Here is a 15,410-nt window from a genome sequence, read left to right as displayed (position 1 = left end):
AGATCACCGTACCGACCGGTCCCATGGGTGATTTGGCATGCTCGGGTGATGGGAGTTTCGACAGCGCAGTCGGTGGATCGCCGTTTCGTCCGTCTGGTCACCGTGTTCGATCAATTGTTCCGTAAGCCTTCGCACGGGGGTGGCGCGCTGTGCGTGTACCTGCACGGCGAACCGGTGGTCGATGTCTGGGCCGGGTACGCGCGCCCGGGTGTGCCGTGGACGGCGGACTCGGTGGCGCTGGCCTTCTCCACCGGAAAAGGCGTGGCGTCCACGGTGATTCACCAGCTCGCCGAGCGTGGCGAGCTCGACTACGACACCCCGGTCGCCGAATACTGGCCCGAGTTCGCGGCGGCGGGCAAGGGCCGCATCACGGTCCGCGACGTGCTCACCCACCGAGCCGGGCTGCACCGATTGCGCGGCCTGATCTCCGGGCCGATCGACACCTTCCTCGACGACAAGGCGGTCACCGCCGCGCTCGCCGCCGCCACCCCGGACCCGCGTCATCTCGTCACCAGTGGTTACCACGGAATCAGCTACGGGCACCTGGCCGCCGAGCTGGTGCAGCGCGTCACTGGTCGCGAATTCGTCGACGTGGTTCGCACCGAACTCGCCGAACCTCTCGACGCGGAGGAACTCTGGTTCCGCGTGCCCACCGGGGAACGTCATCGCATCGCCACCACCTTCCCCCGCCTCACCGCCGCAGGCATGGATTGGGAGCGCGGTTCCGACCTGCTCACCCGCACCCGATTCGCGGCGGCGGCCGAAACCACCCCGCGCGGTTTCGCCGACCTCATCGTCGACCCGCGCGTGCACGACGCGGTGATGCCCGGCGTCAACGGTGTCTTCTCCGCCCGGGCTCTGGCCCGCGTCTACGGCGCCCTGGCCAACGGCGGCGAACTCGGCGGCACCCGCATCCTGTCCCCCGACACGATTCGCCGCGCCGCCACCCGGCAGGTCTTCACCCCCGACTATGTGCTCGCCTTCCGCATCCCGTGGGCGATGGGCTACCACGGCGTGCCCATGAAACCCTCACGCGCCGAGCCGATCTCGGCCTTCGGCCACTTCGGTCTCGGCGGCTCCGGTGCCTTCGCCGACCCGGAAACCGGCCTGTCTCTCGCCTTCGTCACCAACCGCCTCGGCGGCAAACTCACACCCCTCGGCGACGCTCGCCTCACCCGCCTCGGCACCATCGCCCACAACATCGCCAAGGCCGCCCTCCGCGCCTGACCTGGTCAGTGATCACCACGCTCTGGTAGCGGCATCGCCCGAGTGGCAAACGCCATCAGAGCGTGGTGATCGCGCGTCCAGGTCCGTGGGGAGGCGGCGGCTGGCACGATGGGGCGATGGAGAGCGTTGAGTTCGGGCAGGTGGAGGCCGCGGCGCGGGTGGTGGGGGCGGTGGTGCGGCGGACGCCGGTGGTCGGGTCGCGGGTGCTGTCGGAACGGGCCGGGGTGCCGGTGTGGTTGAAATGTGAGAATTTGCAGCGAACCGGGTCGTTCAAGCCGCGGGGCGCGTACAACCGGATCGCGAATCTGTCGCCCGCGGAACGGGCTCGCGGGGTGGTGGCGGCGAGCGCGGGCAATCACGCGCAGGGGGTGGCGTGGTCGGCAGCGGAGCTGGGAATCACCTCGACGGTGTTCATGCCGATCGGGGCGTCGTTGCCGAAGCTGGTCGCCACCCGGGCCTACGGGGCGGAAGTGCATCAGGTCGGCGAGACGATCGACGAATCGCTCGTGGCGGCAAAGGAATTCGCGGAGCGGACCGGAGCTACGCTCATTCACCCGTTCGATCATCCCGATATCGTGGCCGGACAGGCGAGTGTCGCCTTGGAGATTCTCGAGCAGGTGCCGGACGTACGGACCGTGGTGGTGCCGACCGGTGGCGGCGGGTTGCTCGCGGGCGTGGCCATCGCGATGAATCAGCTCGCGCCGCAGGTGGGCGTGATCGGTGTGCAGGCGGCGGAGGCGGCGGCGTGGCCGGATTCGCTGCGGGCAGGCACGCCGATTCGGGCGTCGCGGATGTCGACGATGGCGGACGGGATCGCGGTGGGGATGCCGGGCGCGGTGCCGTTCGATCATGTGTCGAAACTGGTGTCGCGGATCGTCACCGTCGACGAGGAATCGCTGTCCAAGGCCTTGCTGCTGTGCCTGGAACGGGCCAAACTCATTGTCGAACCGGCGGGTGCGGCGGGGGTCGCCGCCTTACTCGGCCCCGAATTGCGTGACCTGCCGGGGCCGATCGTGGTGATCCTGTCCGGCGGAAACATCGACCCACTGTTGCTCACCCGGGTGATCAATCACGGTCTGAGCGCGGCCGGGCGCTATCTGGCGATGCGCGTGACCATCTCGGACCGACCGGGCGCGTTGTCCGCGCTACTCGGAGTGGTCGGCAAGGCCGGGGCGAGTGTGGTCGATGTCGTCCACTCGAGGACCGGGACGTGGCTCGCGGTCGACGAGGTGGAGGTGTCACTCACCGTGGAGATGCGGGGACCCGCGCACCGCGACGACGTGCTGGACGCACTGCGCGACGCGGGATTCCGGGTCCGCGCCGAGTTGTGAGCCGAGCGGGATTCGCGTCGGCGCCGTCCGATGTCAATGCGCGCCACCGAGTTCCAGTGCCAGCACGCCGAGAATGACCAAGCCGATTCCACCGACCTGCACCAGTGACAGCCGCTCACCCAGGAACAGCACACCGATCAGGGCGATGGCGGCCACCCCGACGGCAGACCAGATCCCGTACGCGACACCGATACCCATCCCCCGCTTCAGCACCTGGGACAGGAAGTAGAAGGCCGCACCGTATCCGAGCACGACCACCACCGACGGCGCCGGTTTGGTGAATCCTTCCGACAGTTTCAGCGAAACGGTCGCGGTCACCTCGGATGCGATGGCCAGCGCCAGCAAGAGCAGGGTCATGGCGGCAGACTAACGGGCGCCGTGCTCGATCGGTCACGGACATCCAGCGCATCCGAACCGCGGGAAGGTGCGCGGTCGGCGGCGAACTGTCAGTCGCGCAACCGATCCGAGCAGCCCTCGGGAGGTCTGCGCGGCTGGCTGGTCAGTTCAGCCAGGCGCGGGCTTCGTCGGCGTTCTCGCGAACCTCGTCGAGTTGCTCGGCGACGCGGACGCCCGCGGTGCCACCACGCGCGTTGCGGGAGGCGATCGAGCCGGGCACGGTGAGTACTTCACGCACACCGGCGGTCAACGAGGGGTCGATCGCGGCGAATTCCTCGTCGGTGAGTTCGTCGAGGCCCACACCGCGGGCCTCGGCGGCGCGCACGCACGCACCGGCCGCCTCGTGGGCCACACGGAACGGAACACCTTGGCGCACCATCCATTCCGCGATGTCGGTGGCGAGCGTGAAACCGGCGGGGGCGAGTTCGGCCATGCGGTCGGTGTGGAAGGTGAGGGTGCCGACGAGGCCGGCGATGGCGGGCAGCAGCAGTTCGAGCTGGGCGACCGAGTCGAACAGGGGTTCCTTGTCCTCCTGCAGGTCCCGGTTGTACGCCAGCGGTTGGGCTTTCAAGGTGGCGAGCAGGCCGGTCAGGTTGCCGATCAAACGGCCCGCCTTGCCACGGGTGAGTTCCGAGACGTCGGGGTTCTTCTTCTGCGGCATGATCGACGAGCCGGTGGACCAGGCGTCGGCGAGGGTGACGTAGCCGAATTCCGGTGTGCTCCAGAGGATGATCTCCTCGGCCATGCGGCTCAGGTCGACACCGATCATGGCGAGGACGAACGCGGCCTCCGCGGCGAAGTCACGCGAAGAGGTGGCGTCGATCGAATTGGCCGCCGAGGCAGTGAAATTCAGTTCCTCGGCGATCTGCTCGGGATCGAGACCGAGCGAGGAGCCGGCGAGCGCACCCGAACCGTAGGGCGAGATCGCGGCGCGCTTGTCGAAGTCGCGCAGGCGTTCCAGGTCGCGCAGCAGCGGGTGCGCGTGGGCGAGCAGGTGATGGGCCAGCAGTACGGGCTGGGCGGCCTGCAGGTGAGTCTTGCCCGGCATCACCGCGTCCGGGTGCGCGGCGGCTTGGGCGACGAGCGCGTCGACCACGTCGAGCACACCAGCGGCCACGCGACGCACACCGTCACGCAGCCACATGCGGAACAGGGTGGCCACCTGGTCGTTTCGCGACCGGCCCGCCCGCAGCCTGCCACCGAGCTCGGTGCCGACCCGCTCGATCAGCCCCCGCTCCAGCGCGCCGTGCACGTCCTCGTCGGAATCGGCGGGACCGAATGCCCCCGAGGCCACGTCGGCGGCCAGTGCGTCCAGCCCGGCCAGCATGCCGGACAGATCCTCGTCGGACAGCAGCCCCGCCTTGTGCAGCACCCGGGCGTGCGCCTGCGAGGCGCGGATGTCGTAGGGCGCCAGCGCCCAGTCGAAGTGCGTCGACTTGCTCAGCGCCGCCATCGCCTCGGCGGGCCCGGACGCGAAGCGCCCACCCCAGAGCGCCCCTGCATTGGTGCTGCCGCTCTCCGTCATGGTGTGCTGTCTCCTCCGGGTCGTCGGGCGGTGAACAAATAGTGAGTCTTCAGCTGGTCGGCGGCCATATCGGTGACCGCGCGGCCGCGACTGCGCAGAACTTCGGCGGGATGGGCCCGCGAGACTGTCCAGCCGCGTTCGGTGAACCAGTCGATCGGATCGCTGCGGCCCTCGTCGGAGTACCACAACTGGCCGACATCGACAGTGACCTCCACACCGGCCGCGCGCGCGTCCGCCCGAGCCCGCGCGTCCGGGGCGGCGCCTGCCGAGCGATAGATCCCGACGTAGCTGCCGGGCGCGCTGGCGGCGACGACGTCGGCGAGCAGCGTGTCCTGGGCGTCGGCCGGCAGGTAGCGCAGCAGCCCTTCGGCCAGCCACACAGACGGCGCCGTCGGATCGAACCCGTTGTCCCGCAATGCCGCCGGCCAGTCGTGGCGCAGATCCACCGCGATCTCGCGCCGCTGCGTAGCCGGCGCGTGGCCGGCCAGCGCGCGGCGCTTGAACTCCAGCACCTTCGGCAGATCGAGCTCGAAAACCGTGGTACCGCTGGGCCATTCCAGCCGGTAGGCCCGCGCGTCAAGACCGGCCGCGAGGATGACGACCTGCCGGATACCGGCGGCGGTCGCCGAGCGGACGACCTCGTCGAGGTAGCAGGTGCGCGCGACCAGCGCGGGCACGATCGGGCCCATCGACGCCAGGGCGGCGTCCTCGAGTTCCGGCAGCTCCCCGTTGACCAGCTGGGTCCAGGACGGCGAACCGACCGCTGTCACCAGAACTTCGGCGTACGGGTCGTCGAACAGTGCGTCGGGACGGCGGCTCTCGGCGGCGCGCATCGCGGCGACGCCGAGCGCTGTCGCGCCCACGCTCGATTCGATGTCCCAGCTGTCGTCATCGGTTCGCACACTGCCCCCTTCGGGCCGACTACCGCAGCAGAGCCGACCCGTCGAGCCTAACGCCGCCGGTTACTTCTGGTTCAGGTCGCGACGTGCGGCGACCTTCGAGGACAGGCCGTGGATCTGGACGAAGCCCTTGGCCAGGGACTGGTCGAAGGTGTCGCCCTCGTCGTAGGTGGCCAGGTTGAAGTCGTAGAGCGACTGCTCGGAGCGGCGGCCGTTGACCACGGCGGAACCGCCGTGCAGCACCATCCGGATATCGCCGGAGACGTTCTGCTGGGTGTCCTGGACGAACGCGTCGAGTGCACGCTTGAGCGGGGAGTACCACAGGCCGTCGTAGGCCAGCTCGGCCCAGCGCTGCTCGACCTGACGCTTGTACCGGCCCAGCTCGCGCTCGACGGTGACGTTCTCCAGCGCCTGGTGCGCGGTGATCAGCGCGATGGCGCCCGGTGCCTCGTAGATCTCGCGGCTCTTGATGCCGACGAGGCGGTCCTCGACCATGTCGAGGCGGCCGACACCCTGGCGACCGGCGCGGGTGTTCATCTCCTCGATGGCCTGCAGCACGGTGACCTGGCGGCCGTCGATGGCGACCGGCACACCCTTGTCGAAGGTGATGATGACCTCGTCGGGCGCCTCGAAGTTCACCGTCGGGTCGGCGGTGTAGTCGTAGACGTCCTTGGTCGGCGCGTTCCACAGATCCTCGAGGAACCCGGTCTCGACCGCGCGGCCCCACACGTTCTGGTCGATCGAGAACGGCGACTTCTTGGTGACGTTGATCGGGAGCTTGTTCTCCTCGGCGAAGGCGATGGCCTTCTCCCGGGTCCAGGCGTAGTCGCGGACCGGGGCGATGACCTCCAGGTCGGGCGCGAGCGCGCCGATGCCGACCTCGAAGCGGACCTGGTCGTTGCCCTTGCCGGTGCAGCCGTGCGACACGGTGGTGGCGTTGTGGAACTTGGCGGCCTCGACGAGGTGCTTGACGATCAGCGGGCGGCTGATGGCCGAGACCAGCGGGTACTGGCCCATGTACATGGCGTTGGCCTGGATGGTGGGCAGGCAGTATTCGTCGGCGAACTCGTCGCGCGCGTCGACCACGATGGCCTCCACGGCGCCGCAGTCCAGGGCTCGCTGGCGCACCACGTTCATGTCCTCGCCGCCCTGGCCCAGGTCGATGGCGACGGCCACGACCTCGGAACCGGTCTCCTTCGCGATCCAGCTGATGGCGACGGAGGTGTCAAGCCCACCGGAGTAGGCGAGTACGACGCGATCGGACATGTTTGTTGCGCTCCTTGAACTGGTGTCTGTGGACGGCTCGCGCCGTTGCTGCAAATGATTATGCACGATGATGCAAGCTCATTCATCACCGGGGTGCGACTCCTCGACGGCCGACACCATCTGTGAGACGCTGGTCACAGTAGCTACTCATCCAGTCGGGGTCGAGGAGTAAACATGCAGCAATTACGTGATTTCGCTCAGGCCAACTACGACCTCATCGGGCTCGTCGTCATCGGCGTCGGGAATTTCGCCCTGACCGTCGGCAAGACCCTGTTCGACCTGAGCACCCCCATTCTCCAGGATTTCTTCGCCTGACCCTCGACACCGGAGGCCACCATGGAAGACGCCATCCTGCAATTTCTCATGGAGAACTACGAGCCCGGCGCGGCGGTCGGCCTGCACGTGGGCCGCGTACTGTTCGACCTCAGCTCACCACTGATCCTGGCCGTCCTGAATTTCCTCGCGTCCTGAACGCGGTCGTACCGGCTCGGCGGGCGGTTTGAAGGGTGCGAGATCGGGAAGCACCCTCGCAGGGTAGTGCGCCGTACACGGTGTACGGCACTCTGGGACAGCACTATTCGGCCCGCCAGAAGTGAGGACGAACAAGATGCTTCATTACATCGCGCAGGAATTCTCGACGCTCGGCAACGGTGTGCTCGATGTCGGCCGCGCCGTGGTCGAGCTGGTGCAAGACATCATCGATGTCGCCACACCGGGCCACAACGGTGGTGCGGGTGGCGGGGACTACCCGTTCAACTGATGTTCGCTCGGCGCGGGCTGCGCCGGATGACGCGCCCGCGCCGATAGTGTCCCCGGCATGAGCGACGACGTGCGGCTCAGCGCCGGTACCGCGACAGTCACCATCGCCCCCGACGACGGGGGTGCGATCCACAGCCTCACCGTGGCGGGCACGGAACTGCTGCGCCAGGACCCCGGGACCGGGTGTTTCGTGATGGCGCCATGGGCAGGCCGGCTCTGCTACGGCAAGCTCACCGTGGGTGATCGCACCTACCAGCTACCGATCGACAACCCGCCGCACAGCATTCACGGCACCGTCCGCGACCGTGCGTGGGAAGTCGTTTCCAGGACAGCGAACGAGGCGATACTTCGTTGCCGGTTGACGGCGCCGTGGCCGTTCGCGGGCACGGTCGTCCAGACCTTCACCCTCACCGAGTCGGGCCTGACCCTGGCGATGCGCATCACCACCGACCACGACCCGTTCCCCGCCCAAGGCGGCTGGCATCCGTGGTTCCTGCGCGACGTCGCCCCCGCGACCGGCCCACTCGAACTCGACTTCCACCCGGCCTGGCAGTACGAACGCGGCCCCGACTACCTCCCGACCGGCCGCCACATCCCACCGACTCCCCCGCCATGGGACGACTGCTTCGCCATGCCCGACGGCGTCCGTGCCCGCCTCACCTGGCCGGGATTCCTCGAGTTCACGATCACCAGCCCCGTCACCGACGTGGTCGTGTGGACATTGCCGGAGGAATCCCTCTCGGTCGAAGCACAATCCGGACCACCGGACGGCCTGAACACCGAGCCGAGGATGGTCACACCGAGCAACCCTCTCGATGTGCGAGTCGACTGGACCTGGCGGCAGCTGTCGGAAGACTGATCCTCAGGCCAGGCTTTCGATCTTGGCGGCGAGTTCGGCGCCGGTGAGGGGTTCGCGGGCGATGACGGCGATGGTGTCGTCGCCTGCGATGGTGCCGACGATGTAGGGCAGGGCGGCGCGGTCGAGGGCGCTGGCCAGGAAGTGGGCGGCGCCGGGTGGGGTGCGCAGGACGGCGAGGTTGCCGCTGAAATCGGTGGAGACGAGCAGGTCGGCCAGCAGTTTCGACAGGCGGCCGGTGCCGCCGGTGACGCCGCGGACGGGACTGCCGTCCTCGGGGACGATGTAGACCCCGGCGCCGCCGTCGGCGGCCCGCAGCTTCACCGCGCCGAGTTCGTCCAGGTCACGAGACAGGGTGGCCTGGGTGGTCTCGATGCCCTCGGCGGCCAGTAGTGCGGCCAGTTCGGTCTGGCTGCGCACCGAATGCGCCGAGAGCAATTCGACAATGCGTGACTGGCGGCCGGCGCGGGTGCGGGCGATGGCGGGTGTGCCCTTCTCGGGTGCGCTCATCGCCTGCCCTCCGCGCCGGCCCCGGATCGCGGTCTCACGCGGCGACTTTCGCGAGCAGCCACACCAGCAGCGCCTTCTGGGCGTGCAGCCGGTTCTCGGCTTCGTCCCACACCACACTGTGCGAACCGTCGAGCACCTCGTCGGTGATCTCCTCGCCACGGTGCGCCGGAAGGCAGTGCAGCACAATCGCTTCCGGGTTTGCGGCGGCCAGCAGTTCGGTGTTGAGCTGGAACGGGCGGAACGGGCCGACGCGATCGAGCCCGTCGTTCTCCTGACCCATCGAGGTCCAGGTGTCGGTGACGAGCACATCGGCGCCGGTGGCACCGGTGACGGGATCGCCCGTAACCGCCACTGTCGCACCGGTTTCGGCGGCACGCTTGGCGGCGGCCTCCATGATCCAGGGCAGCGGCTCGAAACCGGCGGGCGCGGCGACGGTCACGTTCATCCCCGCCGTGACACCACCGAGCAGCAGCGAGTGCGCCATGTTGTTGGCGCCGTCACCGAAGAAGGTGAGGTTGAGCCCGGCCAGCGAACCCTTGCGCTCGGCGATCGTCTGCAGATCGGCGAGAACCTGACACGGGTGGAACTCGTTGGACAGCGCGTTCACCACGGGAACCGTTGCGGTGGCGGTCATTTCGTCCAGCCGTGACTGCTCGAAGGTGCGCCACACGATCGCGTCGACATAGCGCGACAGCACGCTGCCGGTGTCGCCGAGGGTTTCCTCACGGCCGAGCTGGGTGTCGCGACCGTCGACGACCACGGCGTGCCCGCCGAGCTGGGCGATGCCGAGTTCGAAGGAGAACCGGGTGCGGGTGGAGTTCTTCTCGAAGATCACCCCGACTCCGCGCGGGCCTTCCAGCGGGCGGTGCGCGAAGGGGTTCTTCTTGAGTTCGGCGGCGAGCGCGAGGATTTCGGCCTGTTCGGCCTGGCTCACGTCGTCGTCGCGCAGGAAATGGCGCAGGGTCACTTGGTCGCTCCCTTGGCATCGGCGGCGGCCTTGTCGAGGATCTCGGGCAGGTCGGCGACGAAATTGTCGGCCTGGGTTTCGGTGAGCACCAGGGGCGGTGCCAACCGGATCACGTTGGGCTTGGCGGGATTCAGCAGGTATCCCGCCTCGCGCGCCCGTTCGTCCACGTGGGCGGAGATGTCGTTGCGCAGCACGATGCCGATCAGCAGACCCGCCCCACGCACGTGGTCGATCTCGGGGTGCTCGAGCAGGGCGATGCCGTCGCTGAGCTTCTTGCCGACCCATTCCACATGGCTCAGCAGGTCCTCGGAGTCGATGGTGCGCAGCACGGCCAGCGCCGCCGCGGCGCAGACCGGATTGCCACCGAAGGTGGTGCCGTGCAGACCCGGGGTGAGCAGCTCGGCCGCCCGTCCCTGCGCCAGCACGGCGCCGATCGGGAGGCCACCACCCAGACCCTTGGCGAGGGTGATCGCGTCGGGCACGATTCCGGCCGCCTGGTGTGCGAAAAATGTTCCGGTGCGGCCGATTCCGGTCTGCACCTCGTCCAGGATCAGCAAAGCCCCTGCCCGCGAGGTGATTTCGCGGGCCTTGGCGAGGTAGTCGAACGGCGGGACCACCACACCGCTCTCCCCCATCATCGGCTCCAGGAACACCGCGGCGGTGTCGGAGTCGACGACGGCTTCCAGGGCGGCGGCGTCACCATAGGGCACGTGCACGACGCCGGGCGGCATCGGCTCGAACGGCGCCCGCTTCGACGGCTGACCGGTGAGCGCGAGCGCACCCATGGTCCGCCCGTGGAACGCCTCCTCGGCGGCGACGATCTTGGACCGCCCGGTGAGCCGCGCGATCTTGAACGCGGCCTCGTTGGCCTCGGTGCCGGAGTTGCAGAAGAACGCCTTGCCCTCGCCGTCACCGAAGTGGGCGAGCAGCTTCTCGGCCAGCTCGATCACCGGTTCGCTGACATACAGGTTCGACACGTGGCCGAGGGTGCCGAGCTGCTGGGTGACCGCCTCGAGGATGGCCGGATGCCCGTGGCCGAGGCTGTTGACCGCGATACCACCGAGGAAATCGACGTAGCGTTTGCCGTCGGCGTCGTAGAGCACCGCCCCGGCGCCGCGCACCAGCGCCACCTTGGGGGTGCCGTAGTTGTTCATCATCGCGGCCGACCACCGCTGTTGCAGTTTCGCCACTTCGCTCATGATTGCGCTCCCGCCGGGGTCACCATGGTTCCGATTCCTTCTCCGGTGAACAGTTCCAGTAGTACCGAATGCGGGACGCGCCCGTCGATGACGTGGGCACTCGGCACACCGCCGCGCACCGCGCGCAGGCAGGCCTCCATCTTCGGCACCATGCCCGCGTCCAGGCTCGGCAGCAACGCGGCGAGAGCGTCGGCGTCGATCCGGCTGGTGAGCGAGGAGCGGTCCGGCCAGTCGGTGTAGAGGCCCTCGACATCGGTGAGGACGACGAGCTTCTCGGCGCCGATGCCCTCGGCCAGCGCGGCCGCGGCGGTGTCGGCGTTGATGTTGTGCACTACGCCGTCGGCGTCGGGGGCGATGGTGGAGACCACCGGGATGCGGCCCGCGTCGATCAGGTCGAGCACGGCGCCGGGGTTGACCTCGGTGACATCGCCGACCAGGCCGATATCGGTGGCCACCCCGTCGACGGCGACAGTGCGCCGGGTGGCGGTGAACAGGTGCGCGTCCTCACCGGAGATGCCGACCGCGTACGGCCCGTGCGCGTTGATCAGCCCGACCAGCTCGCGCCCGACCTGACCGAACAGCACCATCCGCACCACATCCATCACCTCGGGGGTGGTGACGCGGAAGCCGCCACGGAATTCGCCTTCCATACCGAGCTTCTTCAGCATGGCATTGATCTGCGGGCCGCCGCCGTGCACGACAACGGGGTGCACGCCGACGGTGCGCAGGAACGCCATGTCGGCGGCGAAGGCGGACTTGAGGTCGTCGTCGATCATGGCGTTGCCGCCGTACTTCACGACGACGATCTTGTCGCGGAATTTCTGCAGCCACGGCAGCGCGTCGGCCAGGACGTGCGCCTTGTCGAGGGCCGAAAGGCTGTGCAGGACACCGGCGTTCATGAGCTGTACGCCGAGTTCTCTTCGACGTAGCCGTGCGAGAGGTCGGTGGTGCGCACCATGGCGGTGCCCTCGCCCACGTTGAGCTCGATCAGCACGTCGATATCGGCACCGGACAGGTCGACCTCACGCGCGCCCGGAGCGCCGACACTGTCGACACAGACCGGGTTCCCGTTGAACGACACCGCGATCCGATGCGGGTCGAGGGTCACCGGGGCGATGCCGACGGCGGCGAGCACCCGGCCCCAGTTCGGGTCGGAGCCGAACAGCGCGGTCTTGACCAGGTTGTCGCGGGCGACGGCACGGGCGACGGTGAGCGCCTCGTCCTCGGTAGCCGCGCCGGTGACGGTGACTCGCACCCGCTTGGTGACGCCCTCGGCGTCGGCCATGAGCTGAGCGGCCAGGTCGTCGCACACGGTGAACACGGCGGCGTCGAGGTCGTCCTGGGATGGGGCGACGCCGCTCGCACCGTTGGCCAGCAGCAGCACAGTGTCGTTGGTGGAGCAGGAGCCGTCGACGTCGAGCCGGTCGAAGGTGTATTTCGTGGCCTTGCGCAGCGCCTCGTCGAGCTGTTCGGGGGTGGCCACCGCGTCGGTGGTGAGCACGACGAGCATGGTGGCCAGTGAGGGGGCGAGCATGCCCGCGCCCTTGGCCATGCCGCCGACGTTCCACTTGTCCTCGTGATGGAAGGCCGATTCCTTGGGAACCGTGTCGGTGGTCATGATGGCGTGGGCCGCGTCGGAGCCGCCGGTGAGACCACCGCCCATCTCGTGCACGATCTCGGTGATCGCGGGGACGAGTTTGTCCATCGGCAGCCGGTCACCGATCAGGCCGGTGGAACAGACCGCGATCTCACCGGCGCCGGTCTCGATGCCCCAATTGCTCAGTGCGGCAGCGAGTTCCTCGGCGGTCTTGTGGGTGTCCTGGAAACCACCGTGGCCGGTGCAGGCGTTGGCGCCACCGGAATTGAGGATGACCGCGCGCACGTGACCGGACTTCAGCACCTGCTGCGACCACAGCACCGGGGCGGCCTTCACCTGGTTGCGGGTGAACACGCCCGCCGCCGCGTATTCGGGGCCCTCGTTGAGCACCAGCGCGAGGTCGGGTTTGCCGCTGGCCTTGATGCCCGCCGCGATGCCCGCCGCGCGGAAGCCGAGCGGAGCCGTGACGCCCTGGGTGTGGATGAGTTTGCCGTGGTCCGGCGCGTGCGGATCAGGGGTTGTCACGGTGCCACTCCTACGGTGGAAAGTCCTGCGGTCTCGTCGAAACCGACGGCCAGATTCATCGATTGCACCGCGGCGCCCGCGGTGCCCTTGGTCAGATTGTCGATCGCACCGATCACCACGAGCAGGCCGGCGTCGGCGTCGACGGCGACCTGCAGGGTGATGGCGTTGGAGCCGAGCACCGAACCGGTCTGCGGCAGCATGCCTTCGGGCAGCAGGTGTACGAAAGGTTCGTCGGCGTAAGCCTTTTCATAGACCGCCCGGGCCTCGGCGGCGTCCACCTTCACCGGCGCGGTGCAGGTGGCGAGGATGCCGCGCGGCATCGGCGCGAGCACCGGCGTGAAGGACACCGAAACATCCACGCCGCCTGCGGCTTTGAGATTCTGCGCGATCTCGGGGGTGTGCCGGTGCGCACCCGCCACGCTGTAGGCGCGCACGCTGCCCATCACCTCGGAGCCGAGCAGGCCGATGTCGAGTTTGCGGCCCGCGCCGGAGGCGCCGCTCACCGCGACGACGTTGACGGTCGGCTCGATGATGCCCGCCGCCACGGCCGGGGCGAGCGCGACACTGGACACCGTCGGGTAGCAGCCGGGCACCGCGATGCGGCGGGCACCGGCGAGCCGGGCGCGGGCGCCGGGCAGTTCGGGCAGACCGTAGGGCCAGCTGCCCGCGTGGGCGCTGCCGTAGTACTTCTCCCAGGCGGCGGGGTCGGTGAGCCGGAAGTCGGCACCGCAGTCGATGACGACCGTCGATTCGGGCAGTGCCTGGGCGATCGCACCGGACTGGCCGTGCGGCAGGCCGAGGAACACGATGTCGTGCCCGGCCAGGGTTTCGGGGGTGGTTTCCTGCAGGATCCGGTCGGCCAGCGGCAGCAGCTGCGGCTGCAGCGCGCCGAGGGCGGTGCCCGCGTTGGATCCGGCGGTCAGCGCCCCGATCTCGAGGCGCCCGGCTCGGTATTCGGGATGGCCGAGCAGCAGACGCAACACCTCGCCACCGGCGTACCCACTGGCACCGGCAACCGCCACCCGCAATACGGGTCCTCCGGACGTTTCCACCATGTGATGATTATGCACGAGTATGCAAGCTCATTCATGCGCGGGTGTGACCGATTCGGCGCCGCGTGCCCCGAGCAGGCGCGCGACCAGCGGGAACACCAGCACCGTCGTGGCGCCCGCGGCCACCAGTATCGAGGCTACCTCGCTACTCAGCAGGCCGGTGCGGGTCGCGACCTGGGTCACCGCGACGATGATCGGCAGACCGGTTGCCGCGTAGAGGGCCAACTGAACCCGCTCACGACCAGTGGGAAGGTTCAGCCCGTGCGACACGAAACGCTCGCTCAGCCACACCGGCAGACCGCGTGCGATCGCGATGGTGACCACGAACCACACCCACAGCGCCGGGTTACCCGCGACGGCGGACACGTCGATGCCCATTCCGGAGACCACGAAGAACACCGGGATCAGCAGGCCGTAGCCGATGGCCTCGAGCGAGGCGTCCACGTCGGGGTGGCCCGCGGCGATGAGTTTGCGCAGGATCATGCCCGCGGCGAAGGCGCCGAGTACCACGTCGAGGTCGAATTCCTCGGCGATCACCATGAGGACGAGGAGTAGCAGCACGACCCCGCGCACCGGGAGCTGCGAGGTGCCGCCGTCGAGCCGGCCGAGCGCCGATCCGAGGTCGGGCATGCGGTCGAGCATGCGCACCGGGATCAGGCCGACGAGCATCGCCGCGACCACGAACATCAGCACGGTGACGAGCGCCGACATGGAGTCGCGGCTGCTCAGCAGCACCGACATCGCGACGATGGGCCCGAGTTCACCCACCGCGCCGTGCGTCATCACCGCGCGACCGAGCGGCGAGTCGGCGATGCCGGCTTGTTTCAGAATCGGCAGGAGCGTGCCGAGCGCGGTGGAGGTGAGCGCGATGGCCACGGCGATGCGGGTGCCCGTCGACCGATCGGTGGCCAGGGTGACGATCCCGAACGCGAAGACCAGGCACACCAGCCAGACCAGCCAGGCCGTTCGCCCCGACTTCCCCCGCAGCAGCGCCGGGTCGAGTTCGTAACCCGCCAGCAGGAACAACATCCCGAGCCCGAGCTCGCTGACGAGGTCGACGCCACCCCCGGTGCCCGCCCACCCGAGCACGTACGGGCCGAGCACCGCACCCGCGACCAGCAGGATCACCACATCGGGCAGATATCCGCGCAGCAGGCGCGACACCACCGGCGCGATCACCGCGACCAGCGCGATCCAGAACAGCGACACGATCGGCGTCGGCCCGTCGGCACCGGCGGAAGCGAGCAGCTCCATGCGGGTCATCGTGGCACAGCCCACCACCCGATCCCCGGCACCGCGCG

General features: G+C 68.8%; 17 protein-coding genes. 6 read left to right on the top strand and 11 right to left on the bottom strand.

The genetic code is table 11. The annotated features are described in order from the left end of the window. Nucleotides 1-48: 48 nt before the first annotated feature. Nucleotides 49-1,227 carry a serine hydrolase gene (locus HYG95_RS10340; protein WP_181697757.1) on the top strand — a complete coding sequence of 393 codons (1,179 nt, stop codon included), beginning with the start codon at nucleotides 49-51 and terminating at the stop codon, nucleotides 1,225-1,227. Between the two features lie 116 nt (nucleotides 1,228-1,343). Further along, a complete protein-coding gene (ilvA, locus tag HYG95_RS10335) occupies nucleotides 1,344-2,558 on the top strand; it encodes a threonine ammonia-lyase (protein ID WP_181697756.1) in 1,215 nt (404 codons plus the stop codon). A 33-nt stretch (nucleotides 2,559-2,591) separates the two neighbouring features. Here the strand turns inward: ilvA and HYG95_RS10330 are convergent, their stop codons facing one another. From HYG95_RS10330 to HYG95_RS10315, 4 genes are all read right to left on the bottom strand, one after another. Further along, a complete protein-coding gene (locus HYG95_RS10330) occupies nucleotides 2,592-2,915 on the bottom strand; it encodes a multidrug efflux SMR transporter (RefSeq protein WP_181697755.1) in 324 nt (107 codons plus the stop codon). Between the two features lie 142 nt (nucleotides 2,916-3,057). Next, entirely contained in the window at nucleotides 3,058-4,479 is a 1,422-nt protein-coding gene (argH, locus tag HYG95_RS10325; protein WP_181697754.1) for an argininosuccinate lyase, read from the bottom strand. After that, nucleotides 4,476-5,381 carry an SAM-dependent methyltransferase gene (locus HYG95_RS10320; RefSeq protein WP_370465744.1) on the bottom strand — a complete coding sequence of 302 codons (906 nt, stop codon included), beginning with the start codon at nucleotides 5,379-5,381 and terminating at the stop codon, nucleotides 4,476-4,478. The genes argH and HYG95_RS10320 overlap by 4 nt, the downstream gene beginning before the upstream one ends. Nucleotides 5,382-5,441: 60 nt before the next feature. After that, nucleotides 5,442-6,644, bottom strand: coding sequence for an argininosuccinate synthase (locus HYG95_RS10315; protein ID WP_181697753.1), 1,203 nt, complete (start codon nucleotides 6,642-6,644; stop codon nucleotides 5,442-5,444). Between the two features lie 174 nt (nucleotides 6,645-6,818). Between HYG95_RS10315 and HYG95_RS10310 the strand changes: the two genes are divergently transcribed. The 4 genes from HYG95_RS10310 (at nucleotide 6,819) to HYG95_RS10300 (ending at nucleotide 8,262) form a co-directional block, all read left to right on the top strand. Beyond that, nucleotides 6,819-6,959, top strand: a complete 141-nt coding sequence (locus HYG95_RS10310) for a hypothetical protein (RefSeq protein ID WP_166655845.1) — start codon at nucleotides 6,819-6,821, stop codon at nucleotides 6,957-6,959. Between the two features lie 21 nt (nucleotides 6,960-6,980). Beyond that, nucleotides 6,981-7,115: a hypothetical protein gene (locus HYG95_RS24790; RefSeq protein ID WP_255284058.1), complete on the top strand. Its 135-nt coding sequence runs from the start codon at nucleotides 6,981-6,983 to the stop codon at nucleotides 7,113-7,115. A 136-nt stretch (nucleotides 7,116-7,251) separates the two neighbouring features. Continuing rightward, entirely contained in the window at nucleotides 7,252-7,404 is a 153-nt protein-coding gene (locus HYG95_RS10305; RefSeq protein ID WP_157102182.1) for a hypothetical protein, read from the top strand. Between the two features lie 57 nt (nucleotides 7,405-7,461). After that, nucleotides 7,462-8,262 carry an aldose 1-epimerase gene (locus tag HYG95_RS10300; RefSeq protein WP_181697752.1) on the top strand — a complete coding sequence of 267 codons (801 nt, stop codon included), beginning with the start codon at nucleotides 7,462-7,464 and terminating at the stop codon, nucleotides 8,260-8,262. A gap of 3 nt (nucleotides 8,263-8,265) precedes the next feature. Here HYG95_RS10300 and HYG95_RS10295 read toward each other — a convergent pair whose 3' ends face one another. Genes HYG95_RS10295 through HYG95_RS10265 form a run of 7 tightly spaced genes read right to left on the bottom strand, consistent with a single transcriptional unit; the run spans nucleotide 8,266 to nucleotide 15,363 of the window. Next, entirely contained in the window at nucleotides 8,266-8,769 is a 504-nt protein-coding gene (locus HYG95_RS10295) for an arginine repressor (RefSeq protein WP_181697751.1), read from the bottom strand. Nucleotides 8,770-8,803: 34 nt separating this feature from the next. Further along, a complete protein-coding gene (gene argF, locus HYG95_RS10290) occupies nucleotides 8,804-9,736 on the bottom strand; it encodes an ornithine carbamoyltransferase (RefSeq protein WP_181697750.1) in 933 nt (310 codons plus the stop codon). Further along, nucleotides 9,733-10,935 carry an acetylornithine transaminase gene (locus HYG95_RS10285; protein ID WP_181697749.1) on the bottom strand — a complete coding sequence of 401 codons (1,203 nt, stop codon included), beginning with the start codon at nucleotides 10,933-10,935 and terminating at the stop codon, nucleotides 9,733-9,735. Before HYG95_RS10285 ends, argF begins: the two co-directional genes overlap by 4 nt. Further along, a complete protein-coding gene (gene argB, locus HYG95_RS10280; RefSeq protein ID WP_181697748.1) occupies nucleotides 10,932-11,834 on the bottom strand; it encodes an acetylglutamate kinase in 903 nt (300 codons plus the stop codon). The genes HYG95_RS10285 and argB overlap by 4 nt, the downstream gene beginning before the upstream one ends. Continuing rightward, nucleotides 11,831-13,057 carry a bifunctional glutamate N-acetyltransferase/amino-acid acetyltransferase ArgJ gene (gene argJ, locus HYG95_RS10275; RefSeq protein WP_181697747.1) on the bottom strand — a complete coding sequence of 409 codons (1,227 nt, stop codon included), beginning with the start codon at nucleotides 13,055-13,057 and terminating at the stop codon, nucleotides 11,831-11,833. Before argJ ends, argB begins: the two co-directional genes overlap by 4 nt. Beyond that, nucleotides 13,054-14,112 (bottom strand): N-acetyl-gamma-glutamyl-phosphate reductase, encoded by a 1,059-nt coding sequence (gene argC / locus HYG95_RS10270; protein WP_181697746.1) that lies wholly within the window; start codon nucleotides 14,110-14,112, stop codon nucleotides 13,054-13,056. The genes argJ and argC overlap by 4 nt, the downstream gene beginning before the upstream one ends. Nucleotides 14,113-14,139: 27 nt before the next feature. Beyond that, nucleotides 14,140-15,363, bottom strand: a complete 1,224-nt coding sequence (locus HYG95_RS10265; protein ID WP_181697745.1) for a cation:proton antiporter — start codon at nucleotides 15,361-15,363, stop codon at nucleotides 14,140-14,142. Nucleotides 15,364-15,410: the final 47 nt, after the last annotated feature.

This window comes from Nocardia sp. GTS18 (assembly GCF_013839555.1).
Taxonomy (GTDB): domain Bacteria; phylum Actinomycetota; class Actinomycetes; order Mycobacteriales; family Mycobacteriaceae; genus Nocardia; species Nocardia rosealba.
Note: the sequence above shows the minus strand (reverse complement) of the source record. Positions and strands in the feature narration are given on the sequence as shown.